15 protein-coding genes are annotated in these 16,321 nt (G+C 64.6%); 10 read left to right on the top strand and 5 right to left on the bottom strand.

What is annotated here, in order from left to right:
• The first annotated feature begins 7 nt into the window (after positions 1–7).
• Positions 8–883 (top strand): NAD(P)-dependent oxidoreductase, encoded by an 876-nt coding sequence (locus M622_RS28770; protein ID WP_021249098.1) that lies wholly within the window; start codon positions 8–10, stop codon positions 881–883.
• Here the strand turns inward: M622_RS28770 and M622_RS28765 are convergent.
• The gene (locus tag M622_RS28765; RefSeq protein ID WP_021249097.1) at positions 880–1,554 is read right to left on the bottom strand and encodes a class II aldolase/adducin family protein; all 675 of its coding nucleotides are present in this window, start codon (positions 1,552–1,554) and stop codon (positions 880–882) included. The genes M622_RS28770 and M622_RS28765 overlap by 4 nt on opposite strands.
• A gap of 38 nt (positions 1,555–1,592) precedes the next feature.
• Positions 1,593–2,660, bottom strand: coding sequence for an S-methyl-5-thioribose-1-phosphate isomerase (mtnA, locus tag M622_RS28760; RefSeq protein WP_021249096.1), 1,068 nt, complete (start codon positions 2,658–2,660; stop codon positions 1,593–1,595).
• Positions 2,661–2,913: 253 nt separating this feature from the next.
• On the opposite strand from mtnA, the gene M622_RS40700 reads away from it, so the two are divergent.
• Genes M622_RS40700 through M622_RS28750 form a run of 3 tightly spaced genes read left to right on the top strand, consistent with a single transcriptional unit; the run spans position 2,914 to position 6,105 of the window.
• Positions 2,914–3,156, top strand: a complete 243-nt coding sequence (locus tag M622_RS40700; RefSeq protein WP_084520718.1) for a PP0621 family protein — start codon at positions 2,914–2,916, stop codon at positions 3,154–3,156.
• Positions 3,086–4,726: a sensor histidine kinase gene (locus M622_RS28755; RefSeq protein ID WP_021249095.1), complete on the top strand. Its 1,641-nt coding sequence runs from the start codon at positions 3,086–3,088 to the stop codon at positions 4,724–4,726. The genes M622_RS40700 and M622_RS28755 overlap by 71 nt, the downstream gene beginning before the upstream one ends.
• Positions 4,723–6,105 (top strand): sigma-54-dependent transcriptional regulator, encoded by a 1,383-nt coding sequence (locus tag M622_RS28750; protein WP_021249094.1) that lies wholly within the window; start codon positions 4,723–4,725, stop codon positions 6,103–6,105. The genes M622_RS28755 and M622_RS28750 overlap by 4 nt, the downstream gene beginning before the upstream one ends.
• Here the strand turns inward: M622_RS28750 and M622_RS28745 are convergent, their stop codons facing one another.
• Together M622_RS28745 and M622_RS28740 are read right to left on the bottom strand one after the other, a co-directional pair.
• Positions 6,106–7,515, bottom strand: a complete 1,410-nt coding sequence (locus M622_RS28745) for an MBL fold metallo-hydrolase RNA specificity domain-containing protein (protein WP_021249093.1) — start codon at positions 7,513–7,515, stop codon at positions 6,106–6,108.
• Between the two features lie 45 nt (positions 7,516–7,560).
• Positions 7,561–8,382, bottom strand: coding sequence for an outer membrane lipoprotein-sorting protein (locus tag M622_RS28740; protein WP_245543055.1), 822 nt, complete (start codon positions 8,380–8,382; stop codon positions 7,561–7,563).
• Positions 8,383–8,426: 44 nt separating this feature from the next.
• On the opposite strand from M622_RS28740, the gene M622_RS28735 reads away from it, so the two are divergent.
• Both M622_RS28735 and M622_RS28730 read left to right on the top strand, forming a co-directional pair.
• Entirely contained in the window at positions 8,427–9,176 is a 750-nt protein-coding gene (locus M622_RS28735; protein WP_031346732.1) for an ABC transporter ATP-binding protein, read from the top strand.
• Positions 9,177–9,185: 9 nt separating this feature from the next.
• A complete protein-coding gene (locus M622_RS28730) occupies positions 9,186–10,508 on the top strand; it encodes a DUF1302 family protein (protein WP_021249090.1) in 1,323 nt (440 codons plus the stop codon).
• A 6-nt stretch (positions 10,509–10,514) separates the two neighbouring features.
• Here M622_RS28730 and M622_RS0120170 read toward each other — a convergent pair whose 3' ends face one another.
• Complete coding sequence (locus tag M622_RS0120170; protein ID WP_021249089.1) at positions 10,515–11,177, bottom strand: N-acyl amino acid synthase FeeM domain-containing protein; 663 nt, start codon at positions 11,175–11,177, stop codon at positions 10,515–10,517.
• Positions 11,178–11,589: 412 nt separating this feature from the next.
• Here M622_RS0120170 and M622_RS28725 point away from each other — a divergent pair, with 412 nt between their 5' ends.
• The 4 genes from M622_RS28725 to M622_RS28710 all read left to right on the top strand — a co-directional run bounded on the left by M622_RS28725 (position 11,590) and on the right by M622_RS28710 (position 16,320).
• Entirely contained in the window at positions 11,590–12,168 is a 579-nt protein-coding gene (locus M622_RS28725; RefSeq protein ID WP_040830699.1) for an XrtA/PEP-CTERM system exopolysaccharide export protein, read from the top strand.
• A gap of 82 nt (positions 12,169–12,250) precedes the next feature.
• Positions 12,251–13,795: an XrtA system polysaccharide chain length determinant gene (locus M622_RS28720; RefSeq protein WP_021249087.1), complete on the top strand. Its 1,545-nt coding sequence runs from the start codon at positions 12,251–12,253 to the stop codon at positions 13,793–13,795.
• A gap of 13 nt (positions 13,796–13,808) precedes the next feature.
• The gene (locus tag M622_RS28715) at positions 13,809–14,753 is read left to right on the top strand and encodes an XrtA-associated tyrosine autokinase (RefSeq protein ID WP_021249086.1); all 945 of its coding nucleotides are present in this window, start codon (positions 13,809–13,811) and stop codon (positions 14,751–14,753) included.
• A complete protein-coding gene (locus M622_RS28710; RefSeq protein WP_021249085.1) occupies positions 14,731–16,320 on the top strand; it encodes a TIGR03016 family PEP-CTERM system-associated outer membrane protein in 1,590 nt (529 codons plus the stop codon). The genes M622_RS28715 and M622_RS28710 overlap by 23 nt, the downstream gene beginning before the upstream one ends.
• The last annotated feature ends 1 nt before the right edge of the window (position 16,321 follow it).

Below are 16,321 nucleotides of genomic sequence, written 5' to 3'. Positions count from 1 at the left end.
GAGGAGTATGAAAATCGCAAGCATGAAGGTCGGCTTCATCGGCCTGGGGGTGATGGGGGTGCCGATGGCACGCCATCTGCGGGCCGCGGGTCACGATCTGGCGTTGTGGGCGCGGCGCCCGCAAGCAGCGGCGGAACTGGTCGCCGAGGGCGTGCCCCTGTGCGCCACGCCGGCCGAGCTCGCCGCGCGCAGCGAGGTGGTGATCAGCGTCGTCACTGCGAGTGCCGACGTGGATGCGCTGGCCTTCGGCGCAGACGGACTGGCGGCAGGTTTCGCGCCTGGGGCGATCCATGTCGACATGAGCACGATTGCGCCCGCGATGGCGCGTTCCCTGGCGCAGCGCTATGGCGCGCAAGGCATGGGTTTTGTCGATGCGCCGGTGTCCGGCGGCGCTCAGGGTGCGCGCGACGCCAGCCTGGCCATCATGGCCGGCGCCGAGGCTGACACCCTGGAGCGGGTGCGCCCGCTGTTGCAGGCCATGGGCCAGCGCATCGTGCATGTCGGCCCGCCCGGTGCCGGACAGGTGGCCAAGGCGTGCAACCAGATGATCATGGTTTCTGCCACCCAGGCCTGCGCCGAAGCGCTGCGCCTGGCCAATGCGCACGGCCTGGATCTGGGGGCCTTACGGCGCGCGCTGATGGCCGGCTCCGCGGGCTCGCGCGTGCTTGAACTGATGGGGGCGAAGATGGCCGAGCGTGACTTCAGCGCCGGGATCGAGGCGCGTCTGCATCACAAGGACTTTGCCATCGTGATGGACGAGGCGAGTGCGCTCGGCGTGCCGCTGCCGCTTGCCGCCCAGGTCTGGCAGCAGCTCAATGCGCTCATGGGTGCGGGCTGGGGACGTGAGGATACGTCCAGCCTGCTGCGCGTCCTCGAGCGCTAGGCACGCGGCTTGCCGTACCAGCGGAAGCGCTCGAGGACTTCCGCCATTTCCGCCTCCGACAGCAACACCGGCTCGCCGATCTGCAAGCTGCGCCAGTATTGCGCGCACAGGGTCTCGAACTCGATCGCCAGCGCCAGCGCCTGGCTCAGGTCGCGCCCGAACACCACCATGCCGTGGTTGGCGAGCAGGCAGGCGTTGCGCTCATGGAGCGCGGCGACGGTGGCGTCCGACAAGGCCTGAGTGCCGAAGGTGGCGTAGCGCGCGCAGCGGATCGAGCTGCCGCCAAAGCGCGCGATCATGTAGTGGAAGGGCGGGATGTCGATGCGCTGGCAGGCGAGCGCGGTGGCGAAGGGCGAGTGCGCATGCAGTACCGCGCCCGCCGCCGGGAAGGCGGCGTAGATGTCGCGGTGCAGCTGCCATTCGGACGAGGGCGCGAACGGGCCGTGGGCGCGCCCGTCGGCGTCGATGCGGGCCATGTCCTGCGTGCCACAGCGCTCGACCGCCAGGCCGCTGGGGGTGATCAACATGTGCACCGGGGCGTGCGCGTGATCGATGGTGGTCGGTGTTTGCGCTGCGTCCAGTCTCACACTGGCATTGCCGGCGGTGCCGACGTTGAGGCCGGCGGCGCCCATGGCGCGCATCGTTTCGAGCAGGGCGATGCGCAGTTCCATTTCGTGTGCGACGTCGTGCTCAGGGCTAGGCGAATGCGTCACACGGCCTCCGGATACAGCCCGGCCAGCCCGGCAGCGGGGGCGGTGCCGCGCTCGGTGATGATGCCGGTGATGAGGTTTGCCGGCGTGATGTCGAAGGCCGGGTTGAGCACCTGTGTTTCGGTCGGGACGAGACGCAGGTCGCCGTCGCCGCCGTCCGCGTTCATGCCCCTGATGAGGCGTACTTCCTCGGCGTCGCGGTTCTCGATCGGGATCGACGCGCCGTTTGCGCAGCTGAATTCCAGCGTCGAATGCGGCGCCGCGATGTAGAAGGGCAGCTCTGCTGCGCGCGCGGCGAGTGCCTTCAGGTAGGTGCCAACCTTGTTCGCGGTGTCGCCATTGGCGGCGACGCGGTCAGCGCCGGTGATCACCAGGTCGACTTCCGCGCGCATCAGCAGTAGCCCGGCGGCATTGTCGGCGATCAGCGTGTGCGCCACGCCGGCCGCGCGCAACTCCCAGGCGGAGAGCAGGCCCTGGTTGCGCGGGCGGGTTTCACTGACGAAGACCTCGACCTCGATGCCCGCAGCCTGTGCGGCGTAGATGGGCGCGAGCGCGGTGCCGGCGCCACAGGTGGCGAGCCAGCCCGCGTTGCAGTGCGTCATCACGCGTACCGGCCCCGGACGGCGTGCGGCAATGGCCGCGATCAGGGCCAGGCCATGACGGCCGATTGCATCGCAGCTGGCGGCGTCGTCGGCGCGGATCGCCTCGGCTTCGGCCCATGCGGCGTGCACGCGCGCGGCGGGGGTGAGCGGATGCAGTACGCGCGCCATGCGCGCGAGCGCCCAGTGCAGGTTCACCGCGGTGGGGCGGGTGGCGCCCAGCACCTGGAGTGCGTGCCTCAAGCTCTGGTCACCTGCGCCGTCTTGCACCAGCGCCAGCGCAACGCCATGGGCGGCGGTGGCGCCGATCAGTGGCGCGCCGCGCACCTGCATGCTGCGGATGGCGTGTGCGGCATCGTTCAGTGAGCGCAAGCTGATGGTTTCAGTGCGGAAGGGCAGCGCGGTCTGGTCCAGGATGACGAGGGTGTCGCCATCGCGACGCAGGGTGGGAATGGGTTGTTCAAACATGCACTCGGCTTCCGTGGTTAGCGTGGTCGTTCAGGGTGGGCGCAGCATGCTGCGGCGAGTCGATGCTGCATTGTCGCAAAACTGCGTGCCCTGATGGCCGACACCCGACAGTCCGCTCGCGCGACCTTCCCCTGCTCGCTGCCGGTTCCAGCCTGTCCGGGGCACGGCCAGGGCAGAGAGCTGTGCAGGAGCTGCGTGCTAGAATCGATAAGTCTTCAACCCGCTGGGCGAGCTCCATCTTGCCCCACCCATTGTGCGTAATCTGCTCCTCCTCATCCTCGTTGTGGCCGGTGTCTGGTGGGTTCAGCGTGCGCTGACGCGGGCGAAGGAAAGGGCGGCAACAGCTGCGCGCGCTGGCAAGGCGGCAGAGGCGCCCGAACGCATCCTTGAGTGCGCGCACTGTGGCATCAACGTGCCCGAATCCGATGGCTTACGTGAAGGCACGCGCTTCTACTGCTGTCCGGCTCATCGTCTTGCCGGGCCGCGAGACGACTGAGGTGAGCGCTGCTGTGCCCGCGGCAACGGAGCGCTCGCGTCATACCTCGCTGCGCTTTTTCAATCTTTTTCGGCTGGTGCTGGCGGGCCTGTTCGTTGTTGCCGGGCGCGATCTCGGACTCGGTGACGAGGCCCCCCTGGTGTTTCGCATTGTTGCCCTGGGCTACCTGGGCGCCGCCTTCGGGCTGGGCTTTCGGGAGGTGGCCGCACGTTTCGGCACGCCGCGGGTGACTGCGCTGCAGATCGTCATCGACGTCGTGGCGCTGTCCCTCATCATGTGGGCAAGTGGCGGCTACAGCAGCGGCATCCCGGTCCTGATCATGGTGGTGCTGGCGGGTGCCGGTCTGGTTGCGGAAGGGCGCCTGGTTCTGTTCTTCGCTGCGCTGGCGACCATCGCGGTGTTGATCGAAAACGCCTGGCGCCTGGTGGTGGGCGGGCGGCCGGTCGATTTCCTCCAGGTGGGGATTTTCTGCACGGGCTTTTTCGGCATTGCCATCGTCGCACGCCTGCTCGCTTCGCGCGCGCAGGCGCAGGCGGCGCTGGCGGCCGAGCGCGGCGACGCTCTGGCCCAGCAGCAGGCGCTCAATGAACGCATCATCCGCGACATGGAAGATGGTGTGATCGTTGCCGGCGACAATGGCCTGGTGCTGCAGTCCAATCCGCAGGCCGCGATCCTGCTCGGCATGGACGGCAGTGGGGTGGGGGCGCTTGAAGGCGTGCGCCTGGTGGATATCGACCCGGCCTTCGACACCCTCATGGGCCAGCGCGCTGCCGAATACCGCCTGCTGCGCCTTGGCCCGGGCGGGCGCCTGCTGCGCTGTCGTGTGGTGTGTGGCGAGCCGGGTAGCGTGGCGGCGGGTGATAGCCTCATCTACTTTACCGACTTCGAAGATATTCAGCGTGAGTTGCAGCAGATCAAGCTTGCTGCGCTGGGCCGCCTGACTGCGAGCATGGCGCATGAGATCCGCAATCCGCTGTCGGCCGTGTCCCAGGCCGCCGAGCTCCTGCGTGAGGAAAAGCGCAGCGAGATGCAGGCGCGTTTGATACGGATCATCAACGACAATGCCCAGCGTATCGAACGCATGATTCGCGATGTGCTTGCCCTCGGTCGCCGTGAGCAGGCCCAGCCCGAGGCGCTGCCGCTGGCCGAGTTCGTGTCCGAGGTGATCGATGCGCGCGTGTTTCGAGATCCGGCGGAGCGCGAGCTTTATCGGGTGGACATCGATCCGGGGCTGAGCTTTGCCATCGACCGTGCGCACCTCCACCAGATCCTCGACAATCTCCTTGCCAATGCGCGGCGTTACTGCTCGGGCACGGCGGCGGCCGTGCACTTGCAGGCGGTGGCGCTCGCGGGAGAGCGCGTTGCCCTGCATGTACGTGATGACGGCCCAGGTCTTGACGCCGCCCAACGCCGTCATCTGTTCGAGCCCTTTTTCACCAGCCATGCCAAGGGTACAGGCCTGGGCCTGTACATCGCGCGCGAGCTGGCCGAGGCCAACGATGCGACGCTCGAGCTCGCCGCGAGCACTTGCGGTGCCGACTTCGTCCTTGCCGGACACCAGAGACCATGACCATTCGCGAACGCCGCAACCGCCCTGAGTCCGTTGATGTCCTCGTTGTCGACGATGAGGACGACATCCGCGAACTGCTCGAGCTCTCCCTGCTGCGCATGGGGCTGGCTTGCGACACCGCCGCTTCGGTGACGCAAGCCCGTGCCTGCCTCGAGCGCCAGCGCTATCGTCTGTGCCTGACTGACATGCGTCTGCCGGACGGCGATGGACTCGACCTGGTCGAGTACATTCAGAAGCATCTTCCGGGCCTGCCGGTGGCGGTGATCACCGCCTTTGGCAGCATAGACACGGCGATTCGTGCCCTCAAGCTGGGCGCGTTCGATTTCGTCACCAAGCCGATCGAACTCAAGGTGCTGCGTGAGCTGGTCAATCACGCCCTCAAGCTGGAGCCGCGGGGCGCTGCGAGCGTGTCCGGCGATCGTGGCCTGATCGGCGACTCTCCCGCCTTTCGGCACTTGCGAGCGCAAGCGGAAAAGCTCGCGCGCAATCAGGCGCCGGTCTTCATTCATGGCGAGTCGGGCACGGGCAAGGAGGTCATTGCACGCCTCATCCATGCGCTCGGCGCGCGCGCCCAGGCGCCCTTCGTGCCGATCAACTGCGGTGCAATCTCTCCCGAACTGATGGAGAGTGAGTTCTTCGGTCACCGCAAGGGCAGCTTCACCGGCGCGGCGAGCGACAAGGAAGGGCTGTTCCAGGCGGCCAGCGGTGGCACCCTGTTTCTCGACGAAATCGGCGAGCTGCCTTTGTCGATGCAGGTGAAGCTGTTGCGTGCCATTCAGGAGCGCGCGGTGCGGCCAGTCGGCGCGCACGCGGAGGAGGCGGTGGATGTGCGCATCCTGTCGGCTTCGCACCAGGATCTTTCGCGGCTCGTTGCCGAGGGCCGGTTCCGGCACGATCTTTTTTTCCGCATCAATGTCATCACCCTGCGCGTGCCGCCCCTGCGTGAGCGGCGTGAAGACATCCCCGCCCTGGTGGAGCATATTCTTGCCCGCCTTGCCGAGCGCGAGGGCAGCGCTCCGCATCGCCTGTCCGCCGAGGCGCTGCATGTGCTGCAAGCGCACACCTTTCCAGGCAATGTGCGCGAGCTGGAGAACCTGCTCGAGCGTGCCTGCGCCCTGTGTGATGGCGATGAGATCGGGGGCGCGGATATCGACCTGCAAGCGACCGACTTTTCGCAGTCGGTGCCGGATGCTGCAGGTGTGTCAGCAATCGAGGCGGGGGTGGATGACTACGGCCCCGAGGCGGACAGCGAGCTCGAGCGTTTGCGGGTGCTGGAGGCGCTCGAGCAAACGCGCTGGAACCGGAGTGCGGCCGCGCGCCAGTTGGGCATGACCCTGCGCCAGCTGCGCTACCGCCTGCAAAAATGGGACCTGGAGTGATCAGACCAGCACGCGCACTTTGCCCGCCGTTGCGCGTGAAAGGTGGGTTGCGAACGCGGCACGCACTTCGTCTTCTCCATGCACCAGCCGCACTTCGCCCGGCAGATGGCGCATGCGCGTGATGAAGCGGGTGAGATCGTCGCGGTCGGCGTGCGCGGAGTAGCCCGACAGGGTGTGGATGCCGGCGCGAATGGTGATGCGCTCGCCATCGAACTCGACGTAACCACCGCGCGGACCGAAAGTCTGGATGGCGTTGCCGGGCGTGCCGCGTGCCTGGTAACCGACGAAGAGCACATTGTGGCGGGCATCGCCCAGCATGGCCTTGAGGTAATTCACGACTCTGCCCCCCGCACACATTCCGCTCGCGGCGATCACGATCGCGGGTTCGGCGCTGAGCGCCAGACGGCGCACATTGGCCAGATGGGCGTCGTGGCCGTCGATGGCGACCAGTTGCTCGTAGTTCAGCGGCTCACGTCCGGCGCGAACCCTGGCCTTGGCCTCATCGTCCCAGAAGGGCTGGAGCTCACGGTAGAGCTCGGTAAAGCGGCCGGCCAGGGGTGAATCAAGATAGATCTTCAAGGCCTCCCAGCGTGCGGCATGGCGCCCGGGCTTGCGCCGCTGGCGGTGAAGGATGTCTTCAAACTCGTAGAGCAGTTCCTGCGTGCGGCCAATGCTGAAGGCCGGAATGATGACGCTGCCGCCGTCTTCCAGTGCCTGTTCGATCACCTCGCGCAGGCGTTCGCGGCGGTGGCGCCGGTCTTGATGCACGCGGTCGCCGTAGGTGCTCTCCAGCACCACGATGTCAGCGTGCCAGGGCGGGCGCGGCGCGGGCAGCAGGGGGGCATGGGGCGCGCCCAGGTCACCGGAGAAGAGCACGCGTCGACGCTGGGGCCAGGCCTTGCCCGAGAGTTCGAACTCGACGTAGACCGAACCCAGGATGTGGCCGGCGCGTTGCAGGCGGACCCGGCAGGTGGCGTCGGCGCTGCGGTACAGCGTGTGCCAGTGACGGTAAGGCAGCGGGCGCAGGCGCGCCTCCACCATCTGCAGATAGCGTTCGACGAGCATGCGGTCGCGCGTGACGCTGATCTGGAAGGCATCGGCGAGCACGGTGGGCAGTAGGCGTGCCGAGGGTTCGCTGCAAAAGATCGGCCCCTTGAACCCCGCCGCCAGCAGCCATGGAAGGCGGCCGCAGTGGTCGATGTGGACGTGGGTCAGCACCAGGGCGCCGACATCCTTTACCGCAAAGGGGATGTCGAGTCGGTCCGCGCCAGCGCTGCCGTCGGGCGCGGTTTCTGCGCCCTGGAACAGGCCGCAGTCGATCAGGACGCTGCGCTCGCCGTCGATGAAAAGCTGATGGCACGAGCCGGTGACGCCGTGCTTCGCGCCGTGATGGATGATTTTCGGGTTCATCACGAAATTCTATATGTCATGAGCCCGGGGGTGCATCCGCGTTGCTTACTGTTCAAGCCGGCGCAGGTACTCGCGCGTGAACATGCGCTCGGGCAGGTCGCGGAGCCTCATGGTCTCGTAGGTCAAAACCGACACCTCACCTGCCCTGAGCGCATCTTCCAGCACCAGGCGGGTGGGGCGCAGACGTCCTGCCATGTCCTTGAATTCCTCGTAGCGCGCAGTCTTGAGCAGGCGCCCCGAGAGCGCGTAGAACTCGGCCTTGAGCGGACGGCTGTCCTTTTCGGCGACCCAGTACTTGACCTTGGAATACGTCACTCCCCGGTCTACCGCGCTCAGACTCAGGACGACGGCTGCCTGCCCGTCGAGTTCCTCGCGGCCGATGATGGTCGGAATGTAATCACCCGCAAGGTTGGCACGCGCCAGATCGCCGTTGGCGACCTGGCCGGTGAGACGCTGGGCGAGCGACAGGCGCACCGGCTGAGACACGCTGGGCATGAAGATCCACAGGTCGCGTCCACGCATCAGCAGGGCCTGGCCACGCTCGGAAGCGGGTTCGGTGCTCAGCACGATGGTGTTCTCGTTGCCGCGGGAGAGGACGCGGAACTTGCGCTCATCGTTCTGTTCCCCAGCGCTCAGATTGCGCACGGCGATCTCGGTCTGGAAACTGTCGCGCGGGAAGCGGATCTCGTCGGCGCGCATGACGATCTCCAGGGCTTCGGCGTCGGCCGTCGGCTCCTGTGCCGGGGTGGCGTCCGCATCCTGCGCCTGGGCCCAGTTCGGTAACAGGAGCGCGCTCGCCAGCAAGGCGAGGAAACGGCGGCGCAGTCGGTGTTCGAGGCTCATCGCGGGGCTCATGACTTGGCTCATGGATGCTATCCTTTTGGCGTTTCCATAACATCGTGACCGTACAGATGGCCATCGTCCGGGTCGAAAACGTCAGCAAGCACTACCGCCTGGGGGATCAGGACGTCAGAGCCCTGACCGCTGTGTCGCTGGCAATCGAGCCCGGGGTGTTCCTGGCCATTGCCGGACCGTCGGGTAGCGGCAAGTCTACACTGCTCAACATCATCGGATGCATCGATACGCCTACTTCCGGCCAGGTTGTTGTCGATGGCCACGATGTGTCGGGGCGCACTCCCGATCAACTCGCCGAGCTGCGCTCGCGCACCATCGGTTTCATTTTCCAGTCCTTCAACCTGCTGCCCGTGCTGTCTGCCGAAGAAAATGTCGAATACCCGCTGTTGCAGTTCAGGGAGTTGACGAAGGCGCAGCGGCACGAGCGCGTCAAGCACTATCTTGAGGTCGTGGGTCTGAGCAAGTACGCGACCCATCGCCCCAATCAGCTGTCCGGTGGCCAGCGTCAACGTGTCGCCATCGCGCGCGCGCTCGTCACCAACGCCAAGATCGTGCTCGCTGATGAGCCCACGGCCAACCTCGACAGCAAGACGGGGTCGAGCATTCTCAAGCTGATGCGGCAGATCAACCGCCACTCGGGCACCACTTTTGTTTTTTCCACCCACGATCGCAAGGTCATGAACATGGCCGATCGCCTTGTGCGCATCGCGGATGGTGAGATCACCGCGCTCGGCATGCGTTCGGGCGATCAGTGGGTGTTCGTCAATGATCGTCGTCCCAAGGGCGATGTCGATCCTGAAGTGTAGGGAGTCTCAATGTCCATGATTCGACGCGCCGTGCTGGCGCTCTTGTGCACGTCCTGTGCGTTGCCCGTGTTCGCGGCCGACGATGGGGGTGAGGACGCCGACCTTGATGCGCTGTTCGAGCTCGAGCCCGCCGCTGAGGGTGGGAGCGCTATCAAGTTCTCCGGCTATGGTGAACTGGGGGGCGCCTACACGTATGCAGAGGACGAGCGCTGGTCGCGTCTGCGCGCGCGCCTCGAGCTCTCGGCAACGGGCAAGCTGGGTACGCGTTCGCGCTGGAAGCTGTCGGCACGCGGCGATGCCGATGGCGCTTTCGATCTCGAGGATGCCTACTACCCGTCTGCCGTGCGCAATGATCGGCGACGCGATGCCATCGTGCGTGAGGCTTGGGTGGATGTGGGGGCGGGCGACTGGGAGTTCCGCTTCGGTCGCCAGCACATCATCTGGGGTGAAATGGTCGGCTTCTTCTTCGCCGACGTGGTTTCGGCGCGCGATATGCGCGATTTCGTGCTGCCCGAGCTCGAAACCATCCGCATCGGGCAGTGGGCGGCGCGTGCCGAGTACTTCGCGGGCGATACGCACTTCGAGATGGTGTGGGTGCCGAGTCCGAGCTATGACGATATCGGCAAGCCGGGGTCGGACTTCTACCCCTATCCGCGGTTGGTGGCGGGGACGCCGGTGAGCGAACGTGAGCCTTCAACCCGCCTGTCGAACAGCAACTGGGGCCTGCGTGTGTCCAAGCTGATCGCGGGCTGGGACACCAGTGCCTTCTATTACCGCAGCAACGACATCTCGCCCACACTCGGCGTCGACCCGGTCAGCTCAGGCCTGGAGCTGACGCATGAGCGTATTGGCCAGTTCGGTGCCACCTTCAGCAAGGATATGGGTCGTTTCGTGCTCAAGGGCGAGGCAGTGCACACTCATGGACGCAGCCTCAATACCTTCCAGGGCGGCATGCTGGGTCTGCAGGAGACCGACATGATCGACTACGCGTTTGGCGTCGATATTCCGCTCAAGGATGTATGGCGCCTGAACCTGCAGTACTTTGCGCGCTGGCTCGATGACCACGACAGGCTGATGGGCGTGGATCGTGAAGAGCGCGGCATGACGCTGCAGCTCGTGCGCGAAATCGGCAGTGATGTCGAGCTTGAGCTCATGGCCGCCACCAGCTTGAATCGCAGTGACTACATGCTGCGCCCCAAGGCGAGCTGGAAGTTTGCGCCCGAGTGGCGGGCAGTCGCCGGGGTGGATGTGTTTCATGGCCCGGACGCAGGCCTGTTCGGTCGCTTCGACGACCGGGATCGTGTCTATCTGGAGGTTCGGCGCTGGTTCTGACTCGGGTCAGACGTTCGTCAGCGAGCGCTGGATGTCTTCGAGCTCGCTGCGCGGCGGGAACAGACGGTAGAAGCTGCGCGAATCATCATCGGATCTGCCGGCGTGCTTGTCGATCAGCGTGTCGAGCTGGTGCTGGCACAGATGCATCAACACGGCCGGAGCACCCACCCGTGGGCAGATTCGCTCCGGACCCGCCACGTTATACCCGAGGAGGCGGCGGTAAAAGCCGGCGTGGCGCGGGTGCACCTCGATGAACACGTCTGTGACCTGATGGGTGAGGCGTGCAAGAACGTAAAGAACCTGCATCATTCCCGCCAGGGTTTCATGCGAGCTGTGCTCAGGATCCATCGCCAAGCGTGTGATTTCGCACACTCGGCTGCCGGCTATACGTGCGGCATTGATCTCGTCGCGATAGAGTGTGTCAGCTAGCAGACCTGCGCCAACATCAAGACACAAGGTCAAAGTCGCTACCGCACAGTCGCCCTTGCACGCCACCACCGTGATGTTGCGTTCGTCCAGGCTCTCTCCCTGGCCGTAAGGGAAGAGGCCGCGCGACGAATACATGCGCTCGATGAGGCGGGCGGTGTTGCGTTTGAGCGCCTCAAGGCCATTGGCGATCCGGATTTCATAGCCGTTACGCATGAGCTTGAAATCAGGATTCAAGCGCACAGCTCCCGTCGCGCTGCGTTGCTTGTCCGGCAGGCCCCGGTTGCGTCCCGAGCTACCGGGAAGCCATGCGCGAGTGCGGTCTGAGTTTGTCGCCATATAGGCAGTTTGGCGCTGTGAAAAAGCGTCCATGATTGAGGCGATCCTTCGCTTTCGTTCGGTTGTGCCCTTGGCGGACGTCAGCGCAGCGCTGTGCGAGAGCTTCTATCGTGGCAAAACCCCGCGACTGTAACGAGCGAGCACACAAGACGATATGAGCGATTGTGTGCATTTGTTCCTAGAGTCATATTACACAGCTTCGTAGCATTTCGCTGAGGCTTGTCGTCGTATCATAGACGGCTATGAATCCTGGGGGAGTCGGAACATGATGCAAAAAACTTCGAGTATCTGCAGCAAGTTCTTGAGCTTCGCGCTCATGTTGCTTGCAGGGGCGCTTCTTTCTGCCTGTGCCACTTCTTACCCTCCGGCACCGGTGGCTGCTGCCGACTCTGAGTATAACTACGTGATCGGACCGGGTGATAACGTCAACATCGTGGTGTGGCGCAACGCCGAGTTGTCGCTGTCCGTGCCGGTCCGCCCGGACGGCAAGATCACCACTCCGCTGGTCGAGGACCTTCCGGCCCTGGGCAAGGATTCGAGCACGCTCGCGCGTGACATCGAGAAAGCGCTGTCCAAGTACATCCGCGACCCTGTCGTGACCGTCATCGTCACCGGTTTCGTCGGCCCCTACAGCGAGCAGATCCGCGTCGTGGGCGAGGCTGCAAATCCGCAGGTGTTGCAGTATAAGCAGAAGATGACGCTGCTCGACGTCATGATTGCGGTCGGCGGCATCACGGACTTTGCCGATGGCAATGGCGCCACCATCCTGCGCACCACCGAAGGCAACAAGCAGTACAGCGTGCGCATTCGTGACCTCATCAAGCGCGGCGACGTGTCGGCCAATGTCGAGATGCGTCCGGGCGACGTGCTCATCATTCCGCAAAGCTGGTTCTAAAGGCCCGCTTTTAATTCAACTACCGGCGTGCTCGCGCCCTTCGCAGGGCGTTGGCAGGCATCGGGCTGGGCGAAACTGATTCATGGAAGAACTCGTAACGCAGATTATCGGCTATCTCCGCGGCATGTGGAGATACCGATGGTGGGGGCTCGCGCTTGCCTGGGTGGTCGGCATTGTCGGCGGCGTGGTGATCTACACCATGCCCGACACTTACGAATCGAAGGCGCGCATCTACGTGGATACCGATTCGGTGCTGCGCCCGTTGATGAGCGGGCTCGCCATTCAGCCCAACGTCGGCCAGCAGGTGGCGATGCTCAGTCGTACGCTGATCAGCCGGCCCAACGTCGAGAAGCTCATCACCATGGCCGACCTCGATCTCTCCGTGCGTACGCCGGAGGAGCGCGAGCGCCTCATCAACAGCCTGATGAGCGACCTGCGCATCGGGGCTGAGCGTGGCACCAATCTGTTCAGCCTGTCCTACGCCGACACCCGGCCCGAGCAGGCGCAGCGCGTCGTGCAATCCTTGATGTCGCTCTTCGTCGAGTCCGGTCTTGGGGGCAAACGTCAGGATACCGACGCTGCGCGTCGCTTCATCGAAGAGCAGATCATCGGCTACGAGCAAAAACTCAATGAGGCCGAGAACAGGCTGAAGGACTTCCGCCTGCGCAACATGGCCTTGCTGGGTTCGGGTACGGGGGACTACATCAGCCAGATCGGGGCGATGAATGAACAGCTTCAGCAGGCAAGGCTTGAGCTGCGTGAGGCAGAAAACTCACGTGAGGCGATGAAGGATCAGCTGATCGGAAGCAAGGACGAAGAGGAGACGCTCGCTCCGCCGCCCATGATGGCCACGCCCGAGATCGATGCTCGCCTCGATACCCTCAAGCGCAACCTTGATGACATGCTGCAACGCTATACGGAGCAACATCCGGATGTGGCGGGTGCGCGCCGTGTGATTGCCGATCTGGAAGCGCAGAAGCTTGAGCAGATCGAGCAGATGCGCCAATCGGGTGTGGCTGCGCCGATGATGGGCTTCGGCGATAACGGCGCCGCGCAGCAGCTCCAGCTCGCCCTGGCCGAGGCTGAGGGTCGGGTCGCGTCCTTGCGGGCGCGAGTGGGCGAATACGAAGCACGGCTCGAGCAGCTGCAAGCCTCGGCCAAGCGCATTCCGGAGATCGAGGCCGAGATGGCACAGCTCAACCGCGACTACGCGGTGCACAAGAGCAACTACGAGCGCCTGCTCGAGCGCCGCGAGTCTGCCAATATCGGTGCCGACATGAGCGCACAGGCCGGTATCGCTGACTTCCGTGTCATCGATCCGCCGACGCTGCCCAACAAGCCGTCCGCCCCCAATCGCCTGTTGTTGCTGCCGCTGGCCGGGCTGGTTGGCCTGGCGGCGGGCTTTGCCCTGACCTTCCTCATCAGCCAGTTGCGCCCGGCCTTCAGTGATCCGCGCACGCTGCGTGAGGTGACTGGCTTGCCGGTGCTGGGGACGGTGTCGATGCTGCATACCTCGGCGCGCACCCGCGCCCGGCGGCGTGGTCTGCTGGCCTTCTCCAGCGGGCTGGTGGCTTACGCCGGGGCCTTCGTCGCGGCGACCGTTGCACTGAAATTCATCCAGGCTTGAAGGGAAAACGACGATGAGTCTTATCGAAAAAGCGGCCCAACGTCTGGATATGCTGAAGCAGGCTGCGGGCGAACAGCCCACGGTGCCTGAGCCTGCTGCGCCTGCACCCAAGTCTGCGGATCCAGTGCGTGCGCATAGTGTCGAGGCCGAGTCGCAGTCCTCCTTCGTGCCCAGACGGGATGCACACGCCGCGCACGCGGTGATGTCGCGTACTGCGCAGATCGATCTCGCCCATCTGGCCAAGGTCGGCATGGTCACGCCTGACCGTCCGCGCAGCGCAATCGCCGAGGAGTATCGCGTCATCAAGCGTCCCTTGCTGCGCAATGCCACCGCGGTCGGCCCGGCGCAGATCGATGACGGCAACCTGATCATGGTCAGCAGCGCCTTGCCGAGCGAAGGCAAGACTTTCTGCGCCATCAACCTCGCCATCAGCATGGCGATGGAGCTGGACTACACGGTGCTGCTCGTCGATGCCGACGTGTCGCGGCCCTCGGTGCTGAACCAACTCGGCCTGCCGCCCGAGCGTGGGTTGATGGATGCGCTGGCAGGAGATGTGACCGACCTCAGTGACGTGCTGCTGCGCACCAACATCGAGAAGCTGACCCTTCTCCCCGCGGGCATGCCGCATGCGCGCGCCACCGAGCTGCTGGCTTCCGAGGCGATGACGCAACTGCTTGAGCAGATGTCCAATCGCTATCCGGACCGGATCATCATTTTCGATTCGCCTCCGCTGCTGGTCACCACCGAGTCACGCGTGCTCGCCACTCACATGGGGCAGATCGTGATGGTGGTGGAGGCCGAGCGCACCACGCACTCCACCGTGCGCCAGGCGCTGGCGACGATCGAGAATTGTCCGGTGAAGCTCATGGTGCTCAACAAATCGCGTGAGCGCGGCCCTGGCTCCTACTACGGATATGGCTATGGATATGGTGAGGATGTTCGCCCCGAAGCGGCTTGAGGACAGGCGCGGACGCGACCTGCTGCCCGCACTGAGTCTGGCAAGCCTGCTTGCGCTGGTGGCGGGGGGCGCGCTGGCCCAGACTTCGATCGTCACGCCCCGTCTGGACACCAGTCTGACCTGGACCGACAACGCCGGTTCGAGCGGCAGCGGAGGCTTCGGTGGCGGGGCGGTGGGTGATGGGGGATCGGACTGGATCCTCGAGGTGTCGCCCGGAGTCTCCGTGTATCGTGACAGCGGTCGGCTGAGCGGCAATCTGAGCGCCAATTTTCGCAACCTGATGTATGCGAGCAACACCGACAACAACACCACGTATCTTTCGCTCAATGGCAGCGGCCAGTTCGAGGCGGTCGAGGACATGTTGTTCATCGACGCCGATGCCTGGATCAGTCGCAACAACCAGTCGGCTTTCTCCACGCGCCCGACTGGCGACTCCCTGGATGTCGATGCGAGCAATCAAATGCGGGTGTTCACCCTTTCTCCGCGCTTCCAGTTCCGCATTGGCGACAATACCGAAGGCGCTTTGCGCTACGAGCGACGGTGGTCGAATGCCGGCAGTAGCCAGCTTGCGGATCAGGACAAGGATCAGTGGTCCGCCGACATCACCAACACCCGGATCACCGGCATCTTCGGGCTTGGACTGGCCTACAACCGTCAAAGCGGCGGCACCAGCGGTGGCAGCAGTGGCAGCTCCAGGCAGGGCTCGCAAGATCAGGAGATCGCCCGCGCCACGCTTTATGCCAAGGTCACCCCGGAATTGCGCCTGCGCGGCATCGTCGGCCACGAAAAAAATGACTACGGCGCTTCCGGTACGGAAAGCAACACCATCACCGGCGCTGGTTTCGACTGGAACCCCAGCGAGCGTACCGCGGTTGCGGCTACGGTCGAGAAGCGCGTGTTCGGCAATGGCTACGACCTCAGTGTGCAGCATCGTATTGCGCGTACGACCGTGTTTGGCTCGTTCTCGCGCGATATCGAGTCCTCGCTCGACCTGATCGCGGGCGGCGGCTTCAACGACCCGTTCTACCAATCGATCTACGAAGGCATTGTGCGCGACAATCCGGGGATCAGCCCGACCCTGGCCAGTGATCTGGCGCTGCTGTTCGTCCGCCAGTTGCGCGGAGATGTGCTCACCAACGCCTATTTCGTCAGCCGCTCGATGAGCGCCGGCATCAACCACGAGTTGCGACGCGGTATCGTCTCACTCACCTTCAACCGCTCCGATCGTTCGCGTCTGGGTAATGCCACGGACCTGTCTGCCGAAGACGATTTCCGCAACTTCGACGACATCGCCACCGATTCCGTCACCTTGTCCTACAGTCATCGTCTGACGCCGCGCGCCTCGCTCAATGCCTCGGTGATGCGCTCCACCTCCGATGGGCGTGGCGCGGAAAGCTCCGACACCGAGCGCAGCGCTTTCCAGGTCGGCCTCAGCTCCAGCCTTGGGCCGAAAACCACCGGAGCGCTCATTTATCGCCATCAGCGCACCGACGGCAACGGCTACAAGGCTGACGAAAGTGAGCGCAAGGAAAACTCCGTCTCCGCCACGCTCGGCATGAGCTTCTGAC

It is taken from the genome of Thauera terpenica 58Eu, from assembly GCF_000443165.1.
Lineage (GTDB): Bacteria > Pseudomonadota > Gammaproteobacteria > Burkholderiales > Rhodocyclaceae > Thauera > Thauera terpenica.
The sequence above is the reverse complement of the archived record's forward strand: the minus strand, read 5'-3'. Positions and strand labels throughout refer to the sequence as shown.

What these genes read in the sequence shown, in the direction of transcription:
- M622_RS28770 (WP_021249098.1), top strand. Translation starts at nt 8, where the DNA reads ATGAAAATCGCAAGCATGAAGGTCGGCTTCATCGGCCTGGGGGTGATG.
- M622_RS28765 (WP_021249097.1), bottom strand. Translation starts at nt 1,554, where the DNA reads ATGGAACTGCGCATCGCCCTGCTCGAAACGATGCGCGCCATGGGCGCC.
- mtnA (WP_021249096.1), bottom strand. Translation starts at nt 2,660, where the DNA reads ATGTTTGAACAACCCATTCCCACCCTGCGTCGCGATGGCGACACCCTC.
- M622_RS28755 (WP_021249095.1), top strand. Translation starts at nt 3,086, where the DNA reads ATGGCTTACGTGAAGGCACGCGCTTCTACTGCTGTCCGGCTCATCGTC.
- M622_RS28750 (WP_021249094.1), top strand. Translation starts at nt 4,723, where the DNA reads ATGACCATTCGCGAACGCCGCAACCGCCCTGAGTCCGTTGATGTCCTC.
- M622_RS28745 (WP_021249093.1), bottom strand. Translation starts at nt 7,515, where the DNA reads ATGAACCCGAAAATCATCCATCACGGCGCGAAGCACGGCGTCACCGGC.
- M622_RS28740 (WP_245543055.1), bottom strand. Translation starts at nt 8,382, where the DNA reads ATGAGCCAAGTCATGAGCCCCGCGATGAGCCTCGAACACCGACTGCGC.
- M622_RS28735 (WP_031346732.1), top strand. Translation starts at nt 8,427, where the DNA reads ATGGCCATCGTCCGGGTCGAAAACGTCAGCAAGCACTACCGCCTGGGG.
- M622_RS28730 (WP_021249090.1), top strand. Translation starts at nt 9,186, where the DNA reads ATGTCCATGATTCGACGCGCCGTGCTGGCGCTCTTGTGCACGTCCTGT.
- M622_RS28725 (WP_040830699.1), top strand. Translation starts at nt 11,590, where the DNA reads ATGTTGCTTGCAGGGGCGCTTCTTTCTGCCTGTGCCACTTCTTACCCT.
- M622_RS28720 (WP_021249087.1), top strand. Translation starts at nt 12,251, where the DNA reads ATGGAAGAACTCGTAACGCAGATTATCGGCTATCTCCGCGGCATGTGG.
- M622_RS28715 (WP_021249086.1), top strand. Translation starts at nt 13,809, where the DNA reads ATGAGTCTTATCGAAAAAGCGGCCCAACGTCTGGATATGCTGAAGCAG.
- M622_RS28710 (WP_021249085.1), top strand. Translation starts at nt 14,731, where the DNA reads ATGTTCGCCCCGAAGCGGCTTGAGGACAGGCGCGGACGCGACCTGCTG.